General features: G+C 56.9%; 15 protein-coding genes. 9 read left to right on the top strand and 6 right to left on the bottom strand.

Translation table 11 applies throughout. The features are described 5' to 3' along the window. The first annotated feature begins 110 nt into the window (after nucleotides 1-110). The 3 genes from K0H79_RS16795 (at nucleotide 111) to K0H79_RS16785 (ending at nucleotide 3,392) form a co-directional block, all read left to right on the top strand. Nucleotides 111-1,373, top strand: a complete 1,263-nt coding sequence (locus tag K0H79_RS16795; protein ID WP_220065804.1) for a GntP family permease — start codon at nucleotides 111-113, stop codon at nucleotides 1,371-1,373. 9 nt (nucleotides 1,374-1,382) lie between these two features. Further along, complete coding sequence (locus K0H79_RS16790; RefSeq protein WP_220076565.1) at nucleotides 1,383-2,594, top strand: glycerate kinase; 1,212 nt, start codon at nucleotides 1,383-1,385, stop codon at nucleotides 2,592-2,594. 402 nt (nucleotides 2,595-2,996) lie between these two features. Next, nucleotides 2,997-3,392 carry a c-type cytochrome domain-containing protein gene (locus K0H79_RS16785; protein ID WP_220076564.1) on the top strand — a complete coding sequence of 132 codons (396 nt, stop codon included), beginning with the start codon at nucleotides 2,997-2,999 and terminating at the stop codon, nucleotides 3,390-3,392. Between the two features lie 184 nt (nucleotides 3,393-3,576). Here K0H79_RS16785 and fis read toward each other — a convergent pair whose 3' ends face one another. From fis to K0H79_RS16765, 4 genes are all read right to left on the bottom strand, one after another. Continuing rightward, nucleotides 3,577-3,882: a DNA-binding transcriptional regulator Fis gene (fis, locus tag K0H79_RS16780; RefSeq protein ID WP_011761333.1), complete on the bottom strand. Its 306-nt coding sequence runs from the start codon at nucleotides 3,880-3,882 to the stop codon at nucleotides 3,577-3,579. 14 nt (nucleotides 3,883-3,896) lie between these two features. After that, the gene (dusB, locus tag K0H79_RS16775; RefSeq protein WP_220065798.1) at nucleotides 3,897-4,868 is read right to left on the bottom strand and encodes a tRNA dihydrouridine synthase DusB; all 972 of its coding nucleotides are present in this window, start codon (nucleotides 4,866-4,868) and stop codon (nucleotides 3,897-3,899) included. A gap of 147 nt (nucleotides 4,869-5,015) precedes the next feature. Beyond that, nucleotides 5,016-5,903 (bottom strand): 50S ribosomal protein L11 methyltransferase, encoded by an 888-nt coding sequence (prmA, locus tag K0H79_RS16770; RefSeq protein WP_220076563.1) that lies wholly within the window; start codon nucleotides 5,901-5,903, stop codon nucleotides 5,016-5,018. A gap of 135 nt (nucleotides 5,904-6,038) precedes the next feature. Further along, the gene (locus K0H79_RS16765; protein ID WP_220076562.1) at nucleotides 6,039-7,448 is read right to left on the bottom strand and encodes a DUF4397 domain-containing protein; all 1,410 of its coding nucleotides are present in this window, start codon (nucleotides 7,446-7,448) and stop codon (nucleotides 6,039-6,041) included. A gap of 340 nt (nucleotides 7,449-7,788) precedes the next feature. Here K0H79_RS16765 and K0H79_RS16760 point away from each other — a divergent pair, with 340 nt between their 5' ends. The 5 genes from K0H79_RS16760 to K0H79_RS16740 all read left to right on the top strand — a co-directional run bounded on the left by K0H79_RS16760 (nucleotide 7,789) and on the right by K0H79_RS16740 (nucleotide 13,299). Then, complete coding sequence (locus K0H79_RS16760) at nucleotides 7,789-8,520, top strand: fumarate reductase cytochrome b subunit (RefSeq protein WP_220076561.1); 732 nt, start codon at nucleotides 7,789-7,791, stop codon at nucleotides 8,518-8,520. 164 nt (nucleotides 8,521-8,684) lie between these two features. Next, a complete protein-coding gene (locus tag K0H79_RS16755) occupies nucleotides 8,685-9,359 on the top strand; it encodes a fumarate reductase cytochrome b subunit (RefSeq protein ID WP_220065795.1) in 675 nt (224 codons plus the stop codon). Nucleotides 9,360-9,439: 80 nt separating this feature from the next. Further along, nucleotides 9,440-11,479, top strand: a complete 2,040-nt coding sequence (locus tag K0H79_RS16750; protein ID WP_220076560.1) for a fumarate reductase flavoprotein subunit — start codon at nucleotides 9,440-9,442, stop codon at nucleotides 11,477-11,479. Next, entirely contained in the window at nucleotides 11,476-12,204 is a 729-nt protein-coding gene (locus K0H79_RS16745) for a fumarate reductase iron-sulfur subunit (RefSeq protein WP_220076559.1), read from the top strand. The genes K0H79_RS16750 and K0H79_RS16745 overlap by 4 nt, the downstream gene beginning before the upstream one ends. A gap of 105 nt (nucleotides 12,205-12,309) precedes the next feature. Next, complete coding sequence (locus K0H79_RS16740) at nucleotides 12,310-13,299, top strand: LysR family transcriptional regulator (protein ID WP_258405422.1); 990 nt, start codon at nucleotides 12,310-12,312, stop codon at nucleotides 13,297-13,299. 170 nt (nucleotides 13,300-13,469) lie between these two features. Here the strand turns inward: K0H79_RS16740 and rho are convergent, their stop codons facing one another. Beyond that, nucleotides 13,470-14,732 carry a transcription termination factor Rho gene (gene rho, locus K0H79_RS16735; RefSeq protein ID WP_011761324.1) on the bottom strand — a complete coding sequence of 421 codons (1,263 nt, stop codon included), beginning with the start codon at nucleotides 14,730-14,732 and terminating at the stop codon, nucleotides 13,470-13,472. A gap of 215 nt (nucleotides 14,733-14,947) precedes the next feature. Then, on the bottom strand, nucleotides 14,948-15,274 hold the full coding sequence (gene trxA / locus K0H79_RS16730; RefSeq protein WP_011761323.1) for a thioredoxin TrxA: 327 nt from the start codon (nucleotides 15,272-15,274) through the stop codon (nucleotides 14,948-14,950). Between the two features lie 151 nt (nucleotides 15,275-15,425). On the opposite strand from trxA, the gene rhlB reads away from it, so the two are divergent. Further along, nucleotides 15,426-16,745, top strand: a complete 1,320-nt coding sequence (gene rhlB, locus K0H79_RS16725; protein WP_011761322.1) for an ATP-dependent RNA helicase RhlB — start codon at nucleotides 15,426-15,428, stop codon at nucleotides 16,743-16,745. The last annotated feature ends 10 nt before the right edge of the window (nucleotides 16,746-16,755 follow it).

Genomic DNA, 16,755 nt, shown 5'->3' with positions numbered 1-16,755 from the left:
ACAACAAATATCGCCGTTAAAATCCTGTTGATATTTGTATCACTGAACAAAGCTTTCCCGCCGACAATCATCATAATGGCCACCAAACAAACATATAAAAGGTGTCTGCCATGACTTCGGTAACTGCCCTTGGCGCCATAGCTGCGCTATCCATCGCTATCTTTCTGATTCTGAAAAAGGTGCCGCCCGCCTACGGCATGATAGTCGGCGCCCTTGCCGGTGGCCTTATCGGCGGTGCCGATTTAACCCAAACGGTGGCGCTGATGATTGGCGGTGCCCAGGGCATCACCACCGCAGTCATGCGCATTCTGGCGGCCGGTGTACTCGCAGGTGTGCTGATTGAGTCCGGCGCAGCCACCACCATTGCCGAAACCATAGTGAAGAAAATCGGTGAAACCCGCGCTCTGCTGGCGCTGGCACTGGCAACCATGATCCTCACCGCCGTTGGCGTGTTTGTGGACGTGGCTGTTATCACGGTGGCGCCGATTGCGCTTGCTATTGCACGGCGCGCCGACCTTTCCAAGGCCGCAATTTTGCTGGCCATGATTGGCGGCGGTAAAGCGGGTAACGTAATGTCACCCAACCCCAATGCCATTGCGGCAGCCGATGCCTTTAACCTGCCGCTGACCTCGGTGATGGCGGCCGGTATTATTCCGGGTATCTTTGGTTTGGTAATGGCCTACTGGATTGCCAAGCGGTTGAATAACAAAGGCAGCAAGGTAGCCGCCGAAGAAGTGGTCAGTGTGGACGAGAGCAATCTGCCGCGCTTCTTCGCTGCCATCAGTGCGCCCCTGGTAGCCATTTTGCTGCTGGCACTGCGCCCCATGGCCGGGATTGTGGTTGACCCGCTGATTGCGCTGCCGCTGGGCGGCTTGGTGGGCGCGCTGATGATGGGTAAATTCTCCAAAGTAAACCAATATGCGGTATCGGGTTTGGCCCGCATGGCGCCTGTGGCCATTATGCTGCTGGGTACGGGTACCCTCGCAGGCATCATCGCCAACTCGGGGCTGAAAGATGTGCTTATTGGTGGTCTCACCGCCTCGGGTCTGCCATCTTACCTGCTGGCGCCTATCTCGGGTGCGCTGATGTCGCTGGCGACCGCTTCGACTACCGCGGGTACCGTGGTGGCCTCCAACGTATTCAGCTCGACCCTGATTGAATTGGGCGTAAGTGGTTTGGCGGGCGCTGCCATGATCCACGCTGGTGCCACTGTATTCGACCATATGCCCCACGGCTCCTTCTTCCATGCCACCGGCGGCAGCGTGCACATGGGCGTGGGCGAGCGTCTCAAGTTGCTGCCTTACGAAACCGCTGTCGGCCTGACCATTGCGGCCGTTTCCACCCTGATGTTTGGTGTGTTTGGCCTCGCCTAAGGAATTGATATGAAAATTGTAATTGCCCCGGATTCATTCAAGGAAAGCCTGAGCGCCATGGAGGTGGCCGATATGATAGAGGCCGGTTTCAAGCAGGTGTTGCCCGATGCAAGTTACGTAAAACTGCCGATGGCCGATGGCGGCGAAGGCACGGTGCAGTCTCTGGTGGATGCCACCGGCGGTGCGATAGTGCCAGTCGAAGTGACCGCGCCGCTGGGGAATAGAGTAGAAGGCTTTTTGGGGCTGCTCGGCGCAGGCTCTTATTCGGGTGTTGGCTCTTATTCGGGTGATGGCTCTTGTTCGAATGATGGCTCTGATTCTGCCACGAGCGAAGGCAAACGCGCTGTTATCGAGATGGCGGCGGCGTCGGGCATTCATCTGGTGGCGCCCGAGCGGCGCAACCCGCTGCTGACCTCAAGCTTTGGCACCGGCGAGCTGATTTTGGCGGCGCTGGAGCGGGGCGTGACCCACCTTATTTTGGGCATTGGCGGCAGTGCTACCAATGACGGCGGCGCGGGTATGATAACCGCCCTTGGCGGCAAGCTTTTAAAGGCCGATGGCCGCCCGATTGCCCTTGGCGGCGGCGGTCTGGCAGAGCTTAGCCATATCGATTTAACCGGCCTCGACCCACGTTTGGCGGCGCTGACTATCGAAGTGGCCTGCGATGTGAATAACCCACTCTGTGGCCCCAAGGGCGCCTCGGCGGTGTTTGGCCCGCAAAAGGGCGCGACTCCTGAAATGGTTTCACAGCTTGATGCCAACCTGGCGCGTTATGCCGACTGTATCGAAAGCACCCTTGGCAAGTCTGTAAAAGACATACCCGGCGCGGGCGCTGCCGGTGGCATGGGGGCGGCGCTGGTGGGTTTGCTTGGCGCCGAGCTTAAGCCCGGCATCCAGATTGTGATTGAAGCGCTGAAACTCGCCGATGCCGTGGCCGATGCCGATTTGGTTATCACCGGCGAGGGCCGTATCGACAGCCAGACCATTCATGGTAAAACCCCCATCGGCGTGGCCCGCTGCGCCAAGCAGTTTGGCAAGCCTGTGATAGGCATTGCAGGCTGCCTTACCGACGACTGCGGCGTGGTACACGCCCATGGCCTTGATGCAGTATTTGCCGTGGTTAACCGCGCCATGACGCTGCCCGAAGCGCTGGCCACTGCCCGCACCAACCTTGAGCAGACCGCCCGCAACGTCGCGGCGCTGTACCGTCTACCCCGCTGAGCGCTCTCCACCCGTGGCCGGTATCAAACACCGGCTGCGGCTTCATCCCCACAGCCAACCCTGTCATTTCGATAACAGAACAGTTAATGGCCACAGCGCAGAGGCAATCGTTGCTTAGTGATTAGGGCGTTGACTCTGGCCGATATCGCCTTGCTGATGGCAGGGTACAGCACAGCCCAACACGACTTGGTTGAGAATACCAAAGCCTCTTGGCTCGCAGCCTTGCAAGCCTGAAGACTTCCTCGGAACCCCAGATTTATCCATGAAAAAAGTGTGGTTAAAGATGCTTTCCAACTACACTTAATGCTACGGCATGGGGTGATTTTTCGAGGTACTGGCGCGCTTGCGCCTGACTCGTGCGTGCCCACGCTTGCTACTGAAGTCCTTGACTAAGGAGGCGTTATGTTACTGAAAAATATTGCGCTGATACTGCTGCTGGCTACGGGCATGGTCGTGAGCGGCTGCAGTCGTCAGGTCAGTTATCAAAATGATGTGTTGCCCATACTGCAGGGCTCCTGTTTCGGCTGCCATGTGGCGGGTGAAGGGGCACAGAATGCGGGCTTAATCCTGAGCAGCCACAGTAGCATGATGGCAGGCACCAAGATGGGGCCGGTTATCGTACCCGGCAGCGCCGCATCCAGTACCCTGTATCTGGTGATTTCCCACAATGTGGACCCGAAAATACAGATGCCGCCCCACCACTCAGACAAAATGGCCCAGGGGGAGGGTAAACCCTTAAGCCAGGAGCAAATAGATACCATCAAGCTGTGGATAGACCAGGGCGCCACCAATAACTGAGCCCGGGCCAAGCGATACCATCAGGGCGATGCAAACAAAAACAGGGGCGAACGCCCCTGTTTTATTGGTTTACCTGGTTTAAATGGCTTCTATAGCTGCTATTTCAGTGGTAATCGCAGCGACAAAAGAAAAAGGCCCGGTACGAGTACCGGGCCCTCTTCAACAGTATGTTAATCCCGAAGGATTAGTTCATGCCGTACTTTTTCAGCTTCTTGCGCAGGGTGCCACGGTTGATACCCAGCATGTTGGCTGCGCGGGTTTGGTTACCGCGGGTGTGTTGCATGATGATATCAAGCAGAGGGGCTTCAACTTCGCAAAGCACCATTTCGTAGACTTCCTGGGCTTCCTGGCCATCCAGCTGGGCGAAGAAGTTGCTAACAGCGCGCTTAACGGCATCACGCAGCAGTTGCGGCTTGATGGTGCCGTTTGCGGTTTCGATTTTGCCTACGGTAAGCGGATGAGCTTCAGTGTGAGTTGTCTGATCAAACATTCGTATTCTGCTCTTTATTGATACTGTATTAATTCGTCGAAATAACGTTCCACAGCGGAACGTTGCTCGGCAGCGGTTTCCAGCGCATTAAACTGGGAACGGAAATCACGCTGCTGCTCTTGATCCAGGTACCAGCCTATATGCTTTCTGGCGAAACGGATTCCCTTGAATTCGCCATACAGGTCATACAGTTTGGAGAGATGTTCGAGCATCACGCGACGCTTTTCTTCATCTCCCACCGGTGCCAGTTGCTCCCCGGTATCGAGAAAATGCTGGATCTCTCTGAAAATCCAAGGCCGTCCCTGGGCACCCCGTCCTATCATCAGGGCATCGGCACCGGTGTAGTCGAGCACGTAACGTGCCTTCTCCGGACTGACGATGTCCCCATTGGCGACAACAGGAATCGAGACACTCTGTTTGATGGCGCGGATGGTGTCGTACTCGGCATCGCCTTTGTACATGCACTGCCGGGTTCGGCCGTGAACGGCCAACGAGGCAATGCCACAATCTTCTGCTATCCGGGCGATTTGAACACCATTCCTGTGTTCCGGTTCCCACCCCGTGCGAATCTTCAGCGTGACCGGCACCTCGACTGCGCCTACCACGGCCCTGAGGATTTGCTCCACCAGGTCGGGGTATTGCATCAGTGCCGAACCGGCCTGCTTTTTATTCACTTTTTTTGCCGGGCAGCCCATGTTGATGTCGATGATCTGTGCGCCTTGCTCCACGTTGAAGCGGGCGGCCCAGGCCATCTGTTCGGGGTCGGCTCCGGCAATCTGCACTGAGCGTATGCCTTCCTCTCCCGAATGTGCCATGCGCTGACGGCTTTTGTCTGTATCCCAAAGTTCGGGATTGGCAGACAACATCTCTGACACGGCCATGGCAGCACCATAGCGCAGACAGAGATTTCTGAACGCTTGATCGGTGACACCTGCCATTGGTGCCACGATCAGCTGATTGGTCAGTTGATAGGGTCCAATTTGCATTGTTGCGTTTCACCTTGTGCGTCAAAGGGGCGCTATAGTACGTCTTTTTGTGAGGGAAAAAAAGGTCAATAAATGACCTGAGCACAACTTTTTTGCTTGACATTTACGGGGCGAGGTTTCCCGCCCCAATGCGGGTTGGCGCGCCTTTTACAGCGATTTGCGTACCCCTGTCAAGCGGCTCCAGTCGTCTTTGTGGGCAGGTTCGTCCATGTCAAACCACTGGGCGTAACATTCACGGATTTCTTCGGCCTGCTCTTTGAGCAAACCCGAGAGGGCCAATTTGCCGCCTGGCTGAACAAGATCCTGAATAAGCGGCGCCAGTTCGCGCAGTGGGCCGGCCAGAATGTTGGCGACCAGCACCTCGGCCTTGAGACCGGCGGGTTGATCTTCGGGCAGGTACAGGGCCAGACGGTCTTCAACCTGATTACGCTGGGCGTTGTCGCGGGAGGCGTCGATGGCCTGATAGTCGATGTCGATACCGGTGGCTTTGGCTGCGCCCAGCTTAAGGGCGGCCACGGCGAGGATGCCTGAGCCACAGCCAAAGTCGATAATCTCTTTTCCGGCCAAATCCAGGCTGTCGAGCCACTCAAGGCACAGGGCCGTGGTGGGGTGGGTGCCTGTGCCAAAGGCCAGGCCCGGATCCAGGATCACGTTTACCGCCTCTGGGTCTGGCACTTCACGCCAGCTGGGGCAAATCCACAGCCGCTTGCCGAACTGAATGGGGTGGTAGCTGTCCATCCATTCGCGTACCCAGTCTTTGTCTTCGATTTGTTCAATCTTGTATTTGAGCTCGCTGCCGAGGAAGGGCTGCGCCTTGAGCAGTTCCACCACCGGGGCCAAATCGAAGTCGGCATCGAACAGGGCCACCACCACGGTATCGTTCCACAGCGGGGTTTCGCCCAGCTTGGGTTCGAAAATGGGTTGGTCTTTACCATCTTCAAAGGTGATGGAGACAGAGCCTTCCTCCATCAGCAGATCGCTGATGGCATCGGCGTGATCGCTGCTTGAATGCAGGCGCAATTGGATCCAGGGCATGGATAATCCTGTGGCTGAATTGGAAAAGCCCTATTCTACCCCACAAGCGTCTGGCTGGCATCAAGGGTGACGATAAGGCCGCTTGTGGCACCTTATCGTCACCGTGATGGTCACCTTGTCGTCACAGCAGGTGGGTTAGTTGGCGCTGACGAAGTCGTCCATCAGCAGCAGGTTGGCTGGCATGGCGCCTGGGTTATCCACGGCCAGGGCCGAGTATTTGCCAAGGGCGGCCAGGCTCAGGGTTGGGGTTTCAATCGCCACGGTTTTGGTGTCTGCGGCCGTGACGCTGACCACGTAGTCACCGGGGGCCACACTGACCCAACCGGTAGTCGCTTTGTAGGCCACATCGGTGAAGGCTGGGGTGGCGTTGTCTATCACGCCGTCGGCGGTGACATAAATGTCCACATTGCCCACCGCAGGATGGGCGTGGGTGAGGCGCAGCTGCGCTTCGGTGGCAACCCGGCGGCGGCTGTCATCCAATGGCAGGTACTCCAGGGGCACATCGGGCGACTCGGTGGCCAGGGTGCCAATGGCGGCCACGGTGACCATCTGGTTGGCGCTTAAGGTAAGCGTCTCACTGATGCCCACCACGCTGTTGTCGCTGGTCAGTACGGTATCAACCTGATACTCACCGGGTTCAATGTTCAGATAGTCACTGGCCTGACCAAAGGCGGCACCACTGAGGGCATCCACCTTGGTGCCATCGGCCAGAATATCCACCTGGGGGATATCGGCCGCGCTGTGGGCAACCCGGACGCTGGCCTCGGTGCGCTTGTCATTGAACACCAGGGTATCTGTGCCGTTGTTGGCAAGCAGCACCACAGGAGAGGTGGCGACACCTGTGTTTGGCAGGGCGGCAATAAACCAGTCCTGACCGGCATCGAGCTGTGGCAGGTCAAGGTCATAGGCCACCGTGCCCGCCCCTTCGCTGCCCTGGGGCAGTACCAGCCTCACCTGATAGCTGCCTGCGGCGACTTCAATGGGTTGGGTGTACTCACCGTAACCCAGGGTCGCGGCGCTGGCGCCAAGCTCAGCACCGGGCGCAGTAAGGTGCACATCCACTGTGGGGGCGTTGGGGGCGGCATGGACCACCTGCAAGCGGATATTGCCACTGCTGATGGCCTGCTTGGGATTGGCAATTACCAGCAGTCCCAGGTCGTTGTCGCTGTTGTTGTCCTCTGCCACTGTGCCGTGGGCCAGCACCGTGTACTGGGTATCGCCCGCCAGTGTTGCATCATTAAGTGACAAGACTTCCGCCGAGGTGCCATCGGGCAAGACGGCATCCACAGCCAGATCGTAACTGCCTTCTGCTACATCGATAAAGCCACTGCCCTGCAGGTAGTCGACCTTTTCGAGCCCGGCAAACAGCGCGCCATTGGCTTTGATGTTGACCAGAGGGGCGTCGGCGCTGCCGTGAATAACCCGCACAGCGGCCATGGCCGCCGGTGTTTCAGGCTCGGTTGTGTGTTTGTCATCGTCGTCTGAACAGCCGAAGATGAATGTAGTTGCCATTAGCGGTAAGATGATGCCAGTGATCCTTTTCATGTTGTTTCCTCTTAGCTGGTGATTGGCGTTATTAGCTACGAGTAACGGCATGAAACAGGATCACTTTTTGCTAATCAAATACCCCTTTAGGGGTGTGCCTTACGCTCCTGCTTATATTTTTTTGTTTTAAAAATCATTTAACATCATGATTTAATGCGGTTAAATGGTATGACCTCTGTTTGTTGCTCCCCCTTTGTTTGTGATCCGCTTCCAATAATGACCACTGTGGCGGTGAGATGCCTCACGCTTTGCTTCTGCCCGTCTCGCCACAGTTTTTACAACTGATATTGTGTTCTCCTCGGTAATGTCGCCCGGGCGCGGCACAGGGGGAGAGGCAAGCATGAACAGCGCACGCACACTGACAGAACACACATTAAATCCACGCACGGCAGGGCATCCCTGGTCGGCGCGTGCCGACAGGTTGCAGAGCTTCACGGGACTCATGCTGGGGGGCTTTTTGCTGCTGCATATGCACTTTGAGTCGAGCATCCTGCTGGGCAAAGAGGTGTTTTATCAGGTAGTACAGCTGCTGGAAGGAGGCATGTTCTCCAGCACCGGCCACGGCTTCCCCTGGGTGACCAAGGCATTCTCTGTGCTGGTATTGGTTGTGGTGTGTTTGCACGCGGCATTGGCGCTGCGCCGTTTCCCGACCCAGCTTGGCCAGTGGCGCCTGCTGCGCTCCCATCTGGGCTCCATCGCCCACAAGGATACCCACGCCTGGTTTTGGCAGCTCATCACAGGTTTTGTGCTGTTTTTCCTGGTGCCGGTTCACTTATTTACCATGATCCTGAACCCCGAAATTGGTCCGCATCTGTCGGCCGAGCGGGTATTTCATGACAATGCCTGGGTGCTTTATGCCCTGTTGCTGCCTGCGGTGGTGGTGCACGCCATGATTGGACTGTACCGGGTGTCGGTGAAGTGGGGCTGGGTGGTGCGTCGCAAGCCGCTTCGTAAGGTGGTTAAACTGCTTATCGTCTATCTTTTGTGCTTGGGCACATCGAGCCTGGTGGCTTACATGTTTATCGGCAGCAGCCTGACATTGCCGGTAACGCCGTTCTCGCCGGCGGGTTAAGTTGAACTGGCACGACCTCTGCCTTAAAGAGTGATGCAGATCCTGATTCAGTAACCGATGAATTAACGAGCATTGTGTTGATTTGCGTCAGGGTTTAGCTTGGTTTTGTGAGCGACATTGGCACTCATAACCGACACAAGAATAACAGGCAATGAGGGATGAGCATGGCAGGCAAACTGGATATAAGACGCTGGAGCGGCGTGCTGGATTTGGGGCAGAGCGTCAGCGGCGTGGTGCTGGCACTCTTTCTGTGGACCCACCTGTTGTTGGTGTCATCCATTTTGCTTGGCCCCGAGGCCATGACCTGGGTGGCCCGCAATATGGAGCTGGCCTTTTTGTCTGACGATGGCCATGGTTATCCCTGGGTGGTGAGCCTGATAGCCATAGGTGTGGCAGCCCTCGCGGCCTTCCATGTGCTGGTGGCCATTCATAAGTTACCCCTGACCCTGCGTCAGCAAAAAGCGCTGAAAAGCCAGATGCAGGTCATCAATCACAGCGATACCCGCCTGTGGAGTTGGCAGGCCGGTACCGGCATTGTGATTTTAATGCTGCTGCCAGTGCACCTGTGGCTGGTGGGCAGCGCGCCCGAGACCATAGGCCCTGTGGGCAGCGCCCAGCGGATTTGGGGCGAGTATGGGTATTTGATTTACCTGCCGCTGCTGCTCACCGTAGAGCTGCACGCCGCCATCGGTCTTTACCGGGTGGCGCTGAAATGGGGTGCGGCGCGGGACCTCAATACCCGGGCAAGATTAAGAACCATCAAGACGGTGCTCAGTGTGCTGTTTGTGGGTATAGGACTGGCGGCGTTGCTGGCCTTTATTCCCCATACTCCCGTGTAATTCATTAATACTGTTAAAAATAAGGCGGATAACAACCGCTGCTTACGCTGTACTTTGCAAAAGTGTGCCAAGGAGTAAACGTGAAACTCATTTATACAGACTGTCTTGTGGTGGGCGCGGGCCTCGCGGGTCTCAGGGTTGCCATCGCCGCCAAAGAAAGGGGCCACGATACCTTGGTGTTATCCCTCATCCCGGCCAAACGCAGCCACTCCGCGGCGGCGCAGGGTGGTATGCAGGCGAGCCTGGGGAATACGGTCAAGGGCCTTGGCGATAACGAAGATGTGCACTTTCAGGACACGGTAAAGGGCTCTGACTGGGGCTGCGACCAAACCGTGGCGCGCATGTTTGCCCACTGTGCCCCCAAGGCGGTGCGGGAGCTGGCCAACTGGGGCGTGCCCTGGACCCGGGTGACCAAGGGGCCCCGTGAAGTGGTGGTCAATGCCGAGCGCATTACCATCGAAGAAGCCGAAGCCGCCCATGGCCTGATTAACGCCCGCGACTTTGGTGGCACCAAAAAATGGCGCACCTGCTATACGGCGGACGGCACCGGCCACTCACTCTTGTATGCGGTGGACAACAAAGCCATTTCCCTCGGCATTCCAGTCCATGAGCGGGTAGAGGCCCTGTCGATTATTCACGATGGTGAGCGCTGCCACGGTGTGGTGGCCCGCTGCCTTATCACCGGCGAGTTGCGCGCCTATATCGGCAAGTCCACCACTATCGCCACCGGTGGTTATGGCCGTATTTATGAGGTGTCCACCAACGCCATTATCTGTGAGGGAATTGGTCAGGCACTGGCGCTGGAGACCGGCGTTGCCACCCTGGGCAACATGGAAGCGGTGCAGTTTCACCCCACTGCCATTGTGCCCGTGGGGATTCTCACCACCGAAGGCTGTCGCGGTGACGGTGGTTTGCTGAGAGACAAAGACGGCTACCGCTTTATGCCGGACTATGAGCCGGAGAAAAAAGAGCTCGCCTCCCGCGACGTGGTGTCGCGGCGCATGACCGAGCATATGCGCAAGGGCAAGGGCGTCGATAGCCCATACGGTCCGCACCTGTGGCTGGATATCACCCTGCTTGGTCGCAAGCACATTGAGACCAACCTGCGGGAAGTGAAAGAGATTTGCGAAAACTTCCTCGGTATAGACCCGGCGAAGGATTGGATCCCGGTGCGGCCGACCCAGCACTATTCCATGGGCGGTATCCGCACTACACCCACCGGCGAGAGCCCGCAGCTCAAGGGCCTGTTTGCTGTGGGCGAGGCTGCCTGCTGGGACATGCACGGCTTTAACCGCCTCGGTGGTAACTCACTGGCCGAAACCGTGGTGGGTGGCATGATCATCGGCAAATATGTGGCGGACTTTTGTGACGATAACGATCTGGTGCTGGATACCGGCCTGGCCAAACGTTATGTGGACAAGGTACGTACCGAAATCGATGGCCTGATTGAAGGCACAGGCACAGAAAACCCCTGGGAGCTTAAGTCTGCCATGCAGCGGGTGATGATGGACTATGTGGGTATTTTCCGTAATGGCCCCGAACTCGACGAAGCGGTTAAGCAGCTTAAGGCGCTGCTGGCGCGCTCGCTCCATCTGGGTGTGAGCTGCAAGAAACGCCATGCCAACCCTGAGCTGGTGGAAGCGCTGCGGGTACGGCGCATGCTGAAAGTGGCACTTACCGTGGCCTGCGGCGCTGCGGCCCGCACCGAGAGCCGTGGTGCCCACGCCCGGGAAGACTTCCCCCAGCGTAACGACAAAGACTGGCTGTGCCGCACCCTGGCAAGCTGGCCAGATGCCAACGTCCTGGAGCCCACACTGAGCTACGAGCCTCTGGACGTGATGCAAATGGAGCTGCCACCGGGTTATCGTGGTTATGGCGCCGACAATGCCATCGCCCATCCGGACACCGCCAAACGCGAGGCTGAAATTGCTGAGCTGCTTGCTGCCCTTGGCCCCAATGCCAGCCGTGAAGCTATCCAGCAGGCCCTGATGCCCTTTGAGCTACCCGAATCACTGAGACCGGCCAACGAACGTCTGGCCGACCGCCTCAATGGGCTGGTGAATACTGACACCACAGGCAGCCCATCCACGCCCAACATTGCCGGAGACGATAATTCATGAGCGGCCGCATTCTGACATTCAATATTTTCCGCTACGACCCACAGGACGCCGCTGACAAGCCCAAAATGGTCAAGTACCAGCTGGAAGAAACCAGTGGCATGACGGTGTTTATTGCCCTTAATAAGCTCCGTCAGGAGCAGGACCCGTCGCTGCAGTTCGACTTTGTATGCCGTGCCGGTATTTGTGGCAGCTGCGCCATGGTGATCAATGGTTTCCCCACACTGGCGTGCCGCACTCTCACGGCAAAATATCCCAAGGGTGAGATCACCCTGATGCCGCTGCCGGGCTTTGAGCTGATTGGCGACCTGTCAGTGAACACCGGCAAGTTTATGCGGGAGCTGGCCGAGCGCTTGAAGCTGTGGCTGCACCCTAAGGGAGACGATCTGAATATCCACCGTCTGGAAGACCCCATGGATCCGGAGGAGGCCGCCAGGCTGTATGAGCTGGAGCGCTGCGTGGAATGTGGTGTGTGTGTATCGGCCTGTGCCACCAAGCAGATGCGCGACACCTTTGTGGGCGCCGTGGGCATGATGAAGATTGCTCGCTTTGAGCTCGACAGCCGTGATGGCCGCAGCGCCGATGACTTTTACCATGTGATTGGTAATCAGGATGGGGTGTTTGGCTGTATGACACTGCTGGGCTGCCAGGACAATTGCCCCAAAGACCTGCCCCATATGCAGCAAATCGCCTACCTGCGCCGCAAGATGGCCTCGACCCTGCTGTAATCTGTGGCTGACCCACAAAGCCCGCGCCGGAAATTCCGCGCGGGCTTTGTTTTAAGGGCCAATTGGGGGTAGTGTTAGCCGGTAAATATCAGGCGAGGATTGCAATTGCTGACCACAGATTTAGCGCTGTTTGTTCGGGTGGCAGAGGCAGGCAGTATCAGTGCGGCCGCCGCCGAACTGGATATGACGCCGGCATCGGCCAGCGCCGCCATCAAGCGGCTGGAAAAACAACTGGGCTCGGCGCTGTTTATCCGCACCACCCGCAGCCTCAGGCTGTCACAGGCCGGAGAACGTTATCTGGGCCATTGCCACGAGGCACTCAGCGCCCTCGAACTGGGCCGCATGGCGCTGTCCAGCGAACGGGGCACTGTGGAAGGCACCCTGAGGATTTCGGTGTCGTCGGATTTTGGCCGCAATATTTTTTTGCCATGGCTCGATGAGCTGATGGAGCAGCACCCAGGGCTTGAGGTGCAGCTGGAACTGGGGGACAAGGTCAGCAGCCTGTTTCGCAGCAATATCGACGTGGCACTGCGCTACGGCATGCCCCAGGACTCGGAGGCGGTGGCTTTCTCCCTTGGGCACTTGTCGCGTCAGCTTGCGGCCTCACCCTTGTATCTGGCCCGTGAGGGGACGCCCACCACACCGGCCGAATTGGCCACCCACCAATGTCTGTTGTACAAACGCGCCGATAAGACCCACGATCTGTGGCACTTTTTCAGCGAGAATGAAGAACACAAGGTACGAGTCAGCGGCAGACGCAGCTGCAACGATGCCGAAATTGCCCGGCGCTGGGCCGTGGCGGGGCAGGGGCTGGTGTATAAGTCGCGGTTGGATTTGGCCGCCGACCTGCTTGATGGCCGCCTGGTGCCCTTGCTGCCGGAATATGGTACCGAGCCGCTGGAGCTGTATTTACTGTGCCCCGGAAGGGCGCAGGTGACACCGGCGGTGTTGGCGTTGCGGGATATGTTAAGGACCAGGGTGGCCGAACGCCTGGCGATGCTGGATAAAGCCATGCTCGATAAAACCACGCTGCATAAAGCGATGACAGGTAACGCCCTGGCGGGCAGTGCAGCTTCTGACGAGGGATGGGGCTGAGTCCCAGGTTTTTAGTCAGAGCCTCGCTTTCAGTCAGAGTTTGGCTTTCAGTCAGAGCCTGGTTTTCAGTTAGAGCCAGGCAGCCGGATTTTAAAGATTAACGAGAATAAAAAAGCCGCTCAATGAGCGGCTTTTTTACGGGTTGCTTTACCTGAATGCCTGGCGGGCGCTTACTTGGCGCGCTTCATGGCGGTAAAGAACTCGTCGTTGGTCTTGGTCATCGCCAGCTTGTCGATGAGGAACTCCATGGCGGCCACTTCGTCCATTGGGTTCAAAATCTTGCGCAGGATCCACATCTTCTGCAGCTCATCGCTGGTGGTGAGTTTTTCTTCGCGACGGGTACCTGAGCGGTTGAAGTCAATCGCAGGGAACACGCGCTTCTCGGCGGCCTTGCGAGACAGGTGCAGCTCCTGGTTACCCGTGCCCTTGAACTCTTCGTAAATCACTTCGTCCATCTTGGAGCCGGTGTCGATAAGGGCAGTGGCGATGATGGTCAGCGAGCCGCCGTTTTCGATGTTACGGGCAGCACCGAAGAAACGCTTTGGACGGTGCAGGGCGTTGGCGTCCACACCACCGGTAAGTACCTTGCCTGAAGAAGGTACCACTGTGTTGTAGGCGCGGGCCAGACGGGTGATGGAGTCGAGCAGAATCACCACGTCTTTCTTGTGTTCAACCAGGCGCTTGGCCTTTTCGATAACCATTTCAGCAACCTGTACGTGGCGGCTGGCTGGCTCGTCGAAGGTAGAGGCGATCACTTCGCCGTGAACCAGACGCTGCATCTCGGTCACTTCTTCAGGACGCTCGTCAATCAGCAGTACCATCAACACCACTTCGGGGTTGTTGTAGCTGATGGACTGGGCAATGTTTTGCAGCAGCATGGTTTTACCGGCTTTTGGCGGGGCCACAATCAGACCACGCTGACCTTTACCGATAGGGGAGCACAGATCCAGGATACGGGCGGTAATGTCTTCGGTAGAACCGTTACCACGCTCCATGCGCAGACGCTCTTCGGCGTGCAGGGGCGTTAAGTTTTCAAACAGGATCTTGTTGCGGGAGATTTCTGGCTTATCGAAGTTAACTTCGTTGACTTTCAGCAGGGCGAAGTAGCGCTCACCTTCTTTGGGAGGACGGATTTTACCGGCAATGGTATCACCCGTTCGCAGGTTAAAGCGTCTGACCTGGCTGGGAGACACATAGATGTCGTCCGGACCTGCAAGGTAAGACCCATCGGCGCTGCGCAGGAAGCCAAAGCCGTCCTGGAGAATTTCGAGTACGCCGCCACCGAAGATGTCTTCACCGCTTTTGGCATGGGCTTTGAGGATGGAGAAAATGATGTCCTGCTTGCGGGCACGGGCCATATTTTCGAGATTCATGCTCTCCGCCAAGGCCACCAGGTCGGCGATGGACATGTTTTTCAGTTCATTTAGGTTCATGTTGATGGGTCTTTTTGTACGCGAGAAAAGTTTGTCGCATTCAATCTGCAATGCTTACGAGGGTATTGAAAAGATTGAACTGCGAAGAAGTGGGTTAATCGATAAGAATCTGGCTATTAAAGTAGCACCTAAGCTGGGAGGCGTCCAGATTTTTAGGGCAGCCCGGCACATTTTAGCCCAAAAGCTGTGCCGGGCGTCACGCCAACAGGCGAAGATTAGAGCTGAGCGTCGATAAACTCTTTCAATTGAGTCTTGGACAGGGCGCCAACCTTGGTAGCAACCAGTTCGCCGCCTTTGAACATCAGCAGCGTTGGGATACCACGCACGCCGTACTTGGCGGGAGAGGCGTTGTTGTGGTCAACGTTCAGCTTGGCAACTGTAACCTTACCTTCGTATTCGGCAGCTACGTCGTCCAGAATTGGGGCGATCATTTTGCAAGGGCCGCACCATTCTGCCCAGAAGTCTACCAGAACTGGCAGTTCAGACTTCAGTACGTCGTTTTCAAAGCTGTCGTCGCTCAGGGTTACAATTTTGTCGCTCATGATGTTCTCCAAATGATGCCATCGCTGGTCTGTGAATGGCTTAGCATGTATATTGAGGCGGATTTACAGGAATTCAAGTGCCCACCTACTTGTTGTCGCTATTTCAAACGATCGAGTATCTTATTGCAACCCTAACTGGTATGCTGCCGCTATGAGCGAAACACACTTAACCCAACAAAAATTTGCCGACCTGCCCTTGTGTGACGAGGTCAAACAGGCACTTAACGAAAACGGCTTCGAGCATTGCACGCCCATCCAGGCGCTTTCCCTCCCGGTATTGCTTGAGAAAAAAGACATCGCAGGCCAGGCCCAAACGGGCACCGGCAAGACACTCGCCTTTTTGGTTGCCACCTTTAACCACCTGCTGACCACTCCGGTCCCCGAACATCGCCAACTGAATCAGCCCCGTGCCATTGTGATGGCGCCAACCCGCGAACTGGCGATTCAGATTGCCAAAGACGCCACTCTGCTGTCCAAGCACAGCGGCCTCAAGGTGGGTATCGTCTACGGCGGCGAAGGCTATGAAGCTCAGCGCAAGGTGCTGGACAAGGGCGTGGATGTTCTCATTGGCACCACGGGTCGCATCATCGACTATGTGCGTCAGGGCGTGATTAACCTGGGTGCTATCCAGGCCGTGGTATTGGATGAAGCCGATCGCATGTTCGACCTCGGTTTTATCAAAGACATCCGTTTTCTTTTCAACCGTATGCCAGGCGCCAAAGAGCGTTTGAACATGCTGTTCTCTGCCACTCTGTCCATGAAGGTGCAGGAGCTGGCGTACGATCATATGAACGACCCCGTGAAGGTAGAAATTGCCCCGGAAGAAAAGACTTCCCGCAATATCAAAGAAGAAATCTTCTACCCTTCCATGGAAGACAAACTCAAACTGCTGCACTCACTGATTGAAGAAGACTGGCCCGAAAAAGCCATTGTGTTTGCCAACACCAAGTATCAGTGTGAAAACCTGTGGGCGAGCCTGGAGGCCGATGGCCACCGTGTGGGCCTGCTGACCGGTGATGTGCCGCAGAAGAAGCGCCTGAAAATCCTCGAGCAGTTCACCCAGAGTGAGCTGGATATTCTGGTGGCCACCGACGTTGCGGCCCGTGGTCTGCACATTTCTGATGTGTCCCACGTGTACAACTACGACCTGCCCGATGACTGCGAAGACTATGTACACCGTATCGGTCGTACCGGTCGTGCCGGTCAGAAAGGGGTATCGGTGAGCTTTGCCTGTGAGGAATATGCCCTCAACCTGCCTGCCATCGAAGACTATATCAAGCACAGCATCCCTGTGACTTCTTATGATCGCGATGCCCTGATTGATATTCCCCCTCCGGTGAAAATCCATCGCAAGCCCCATGCCGGTGGCCGTAACCTGCGCGATCGCAATGGCTCGCCACGTCCGTCTGGCTCCCATCGCAGCGGCAGTGGTCGTCCTCCCCGCCATGACAGGACCCGCAGACACTCATAAGACAGTCGTA

The sequence above is a fragment of the Shewanella sp. FJAT-52076 genome (assembly GCF_019457455.1).
Taxonomy (GTDB): Bacteria; Pseudomonadota; Gammaproteobacteria; order Enterobacterales; family Shewanellaceae; genus Shewanella; species Shewanella zhangzhouensis.
The sequence above is the reverse complement of the archived record's forward strand: the minus strand, read 5'-3'. Positions and strand labels throughout refer to the sequence as shown.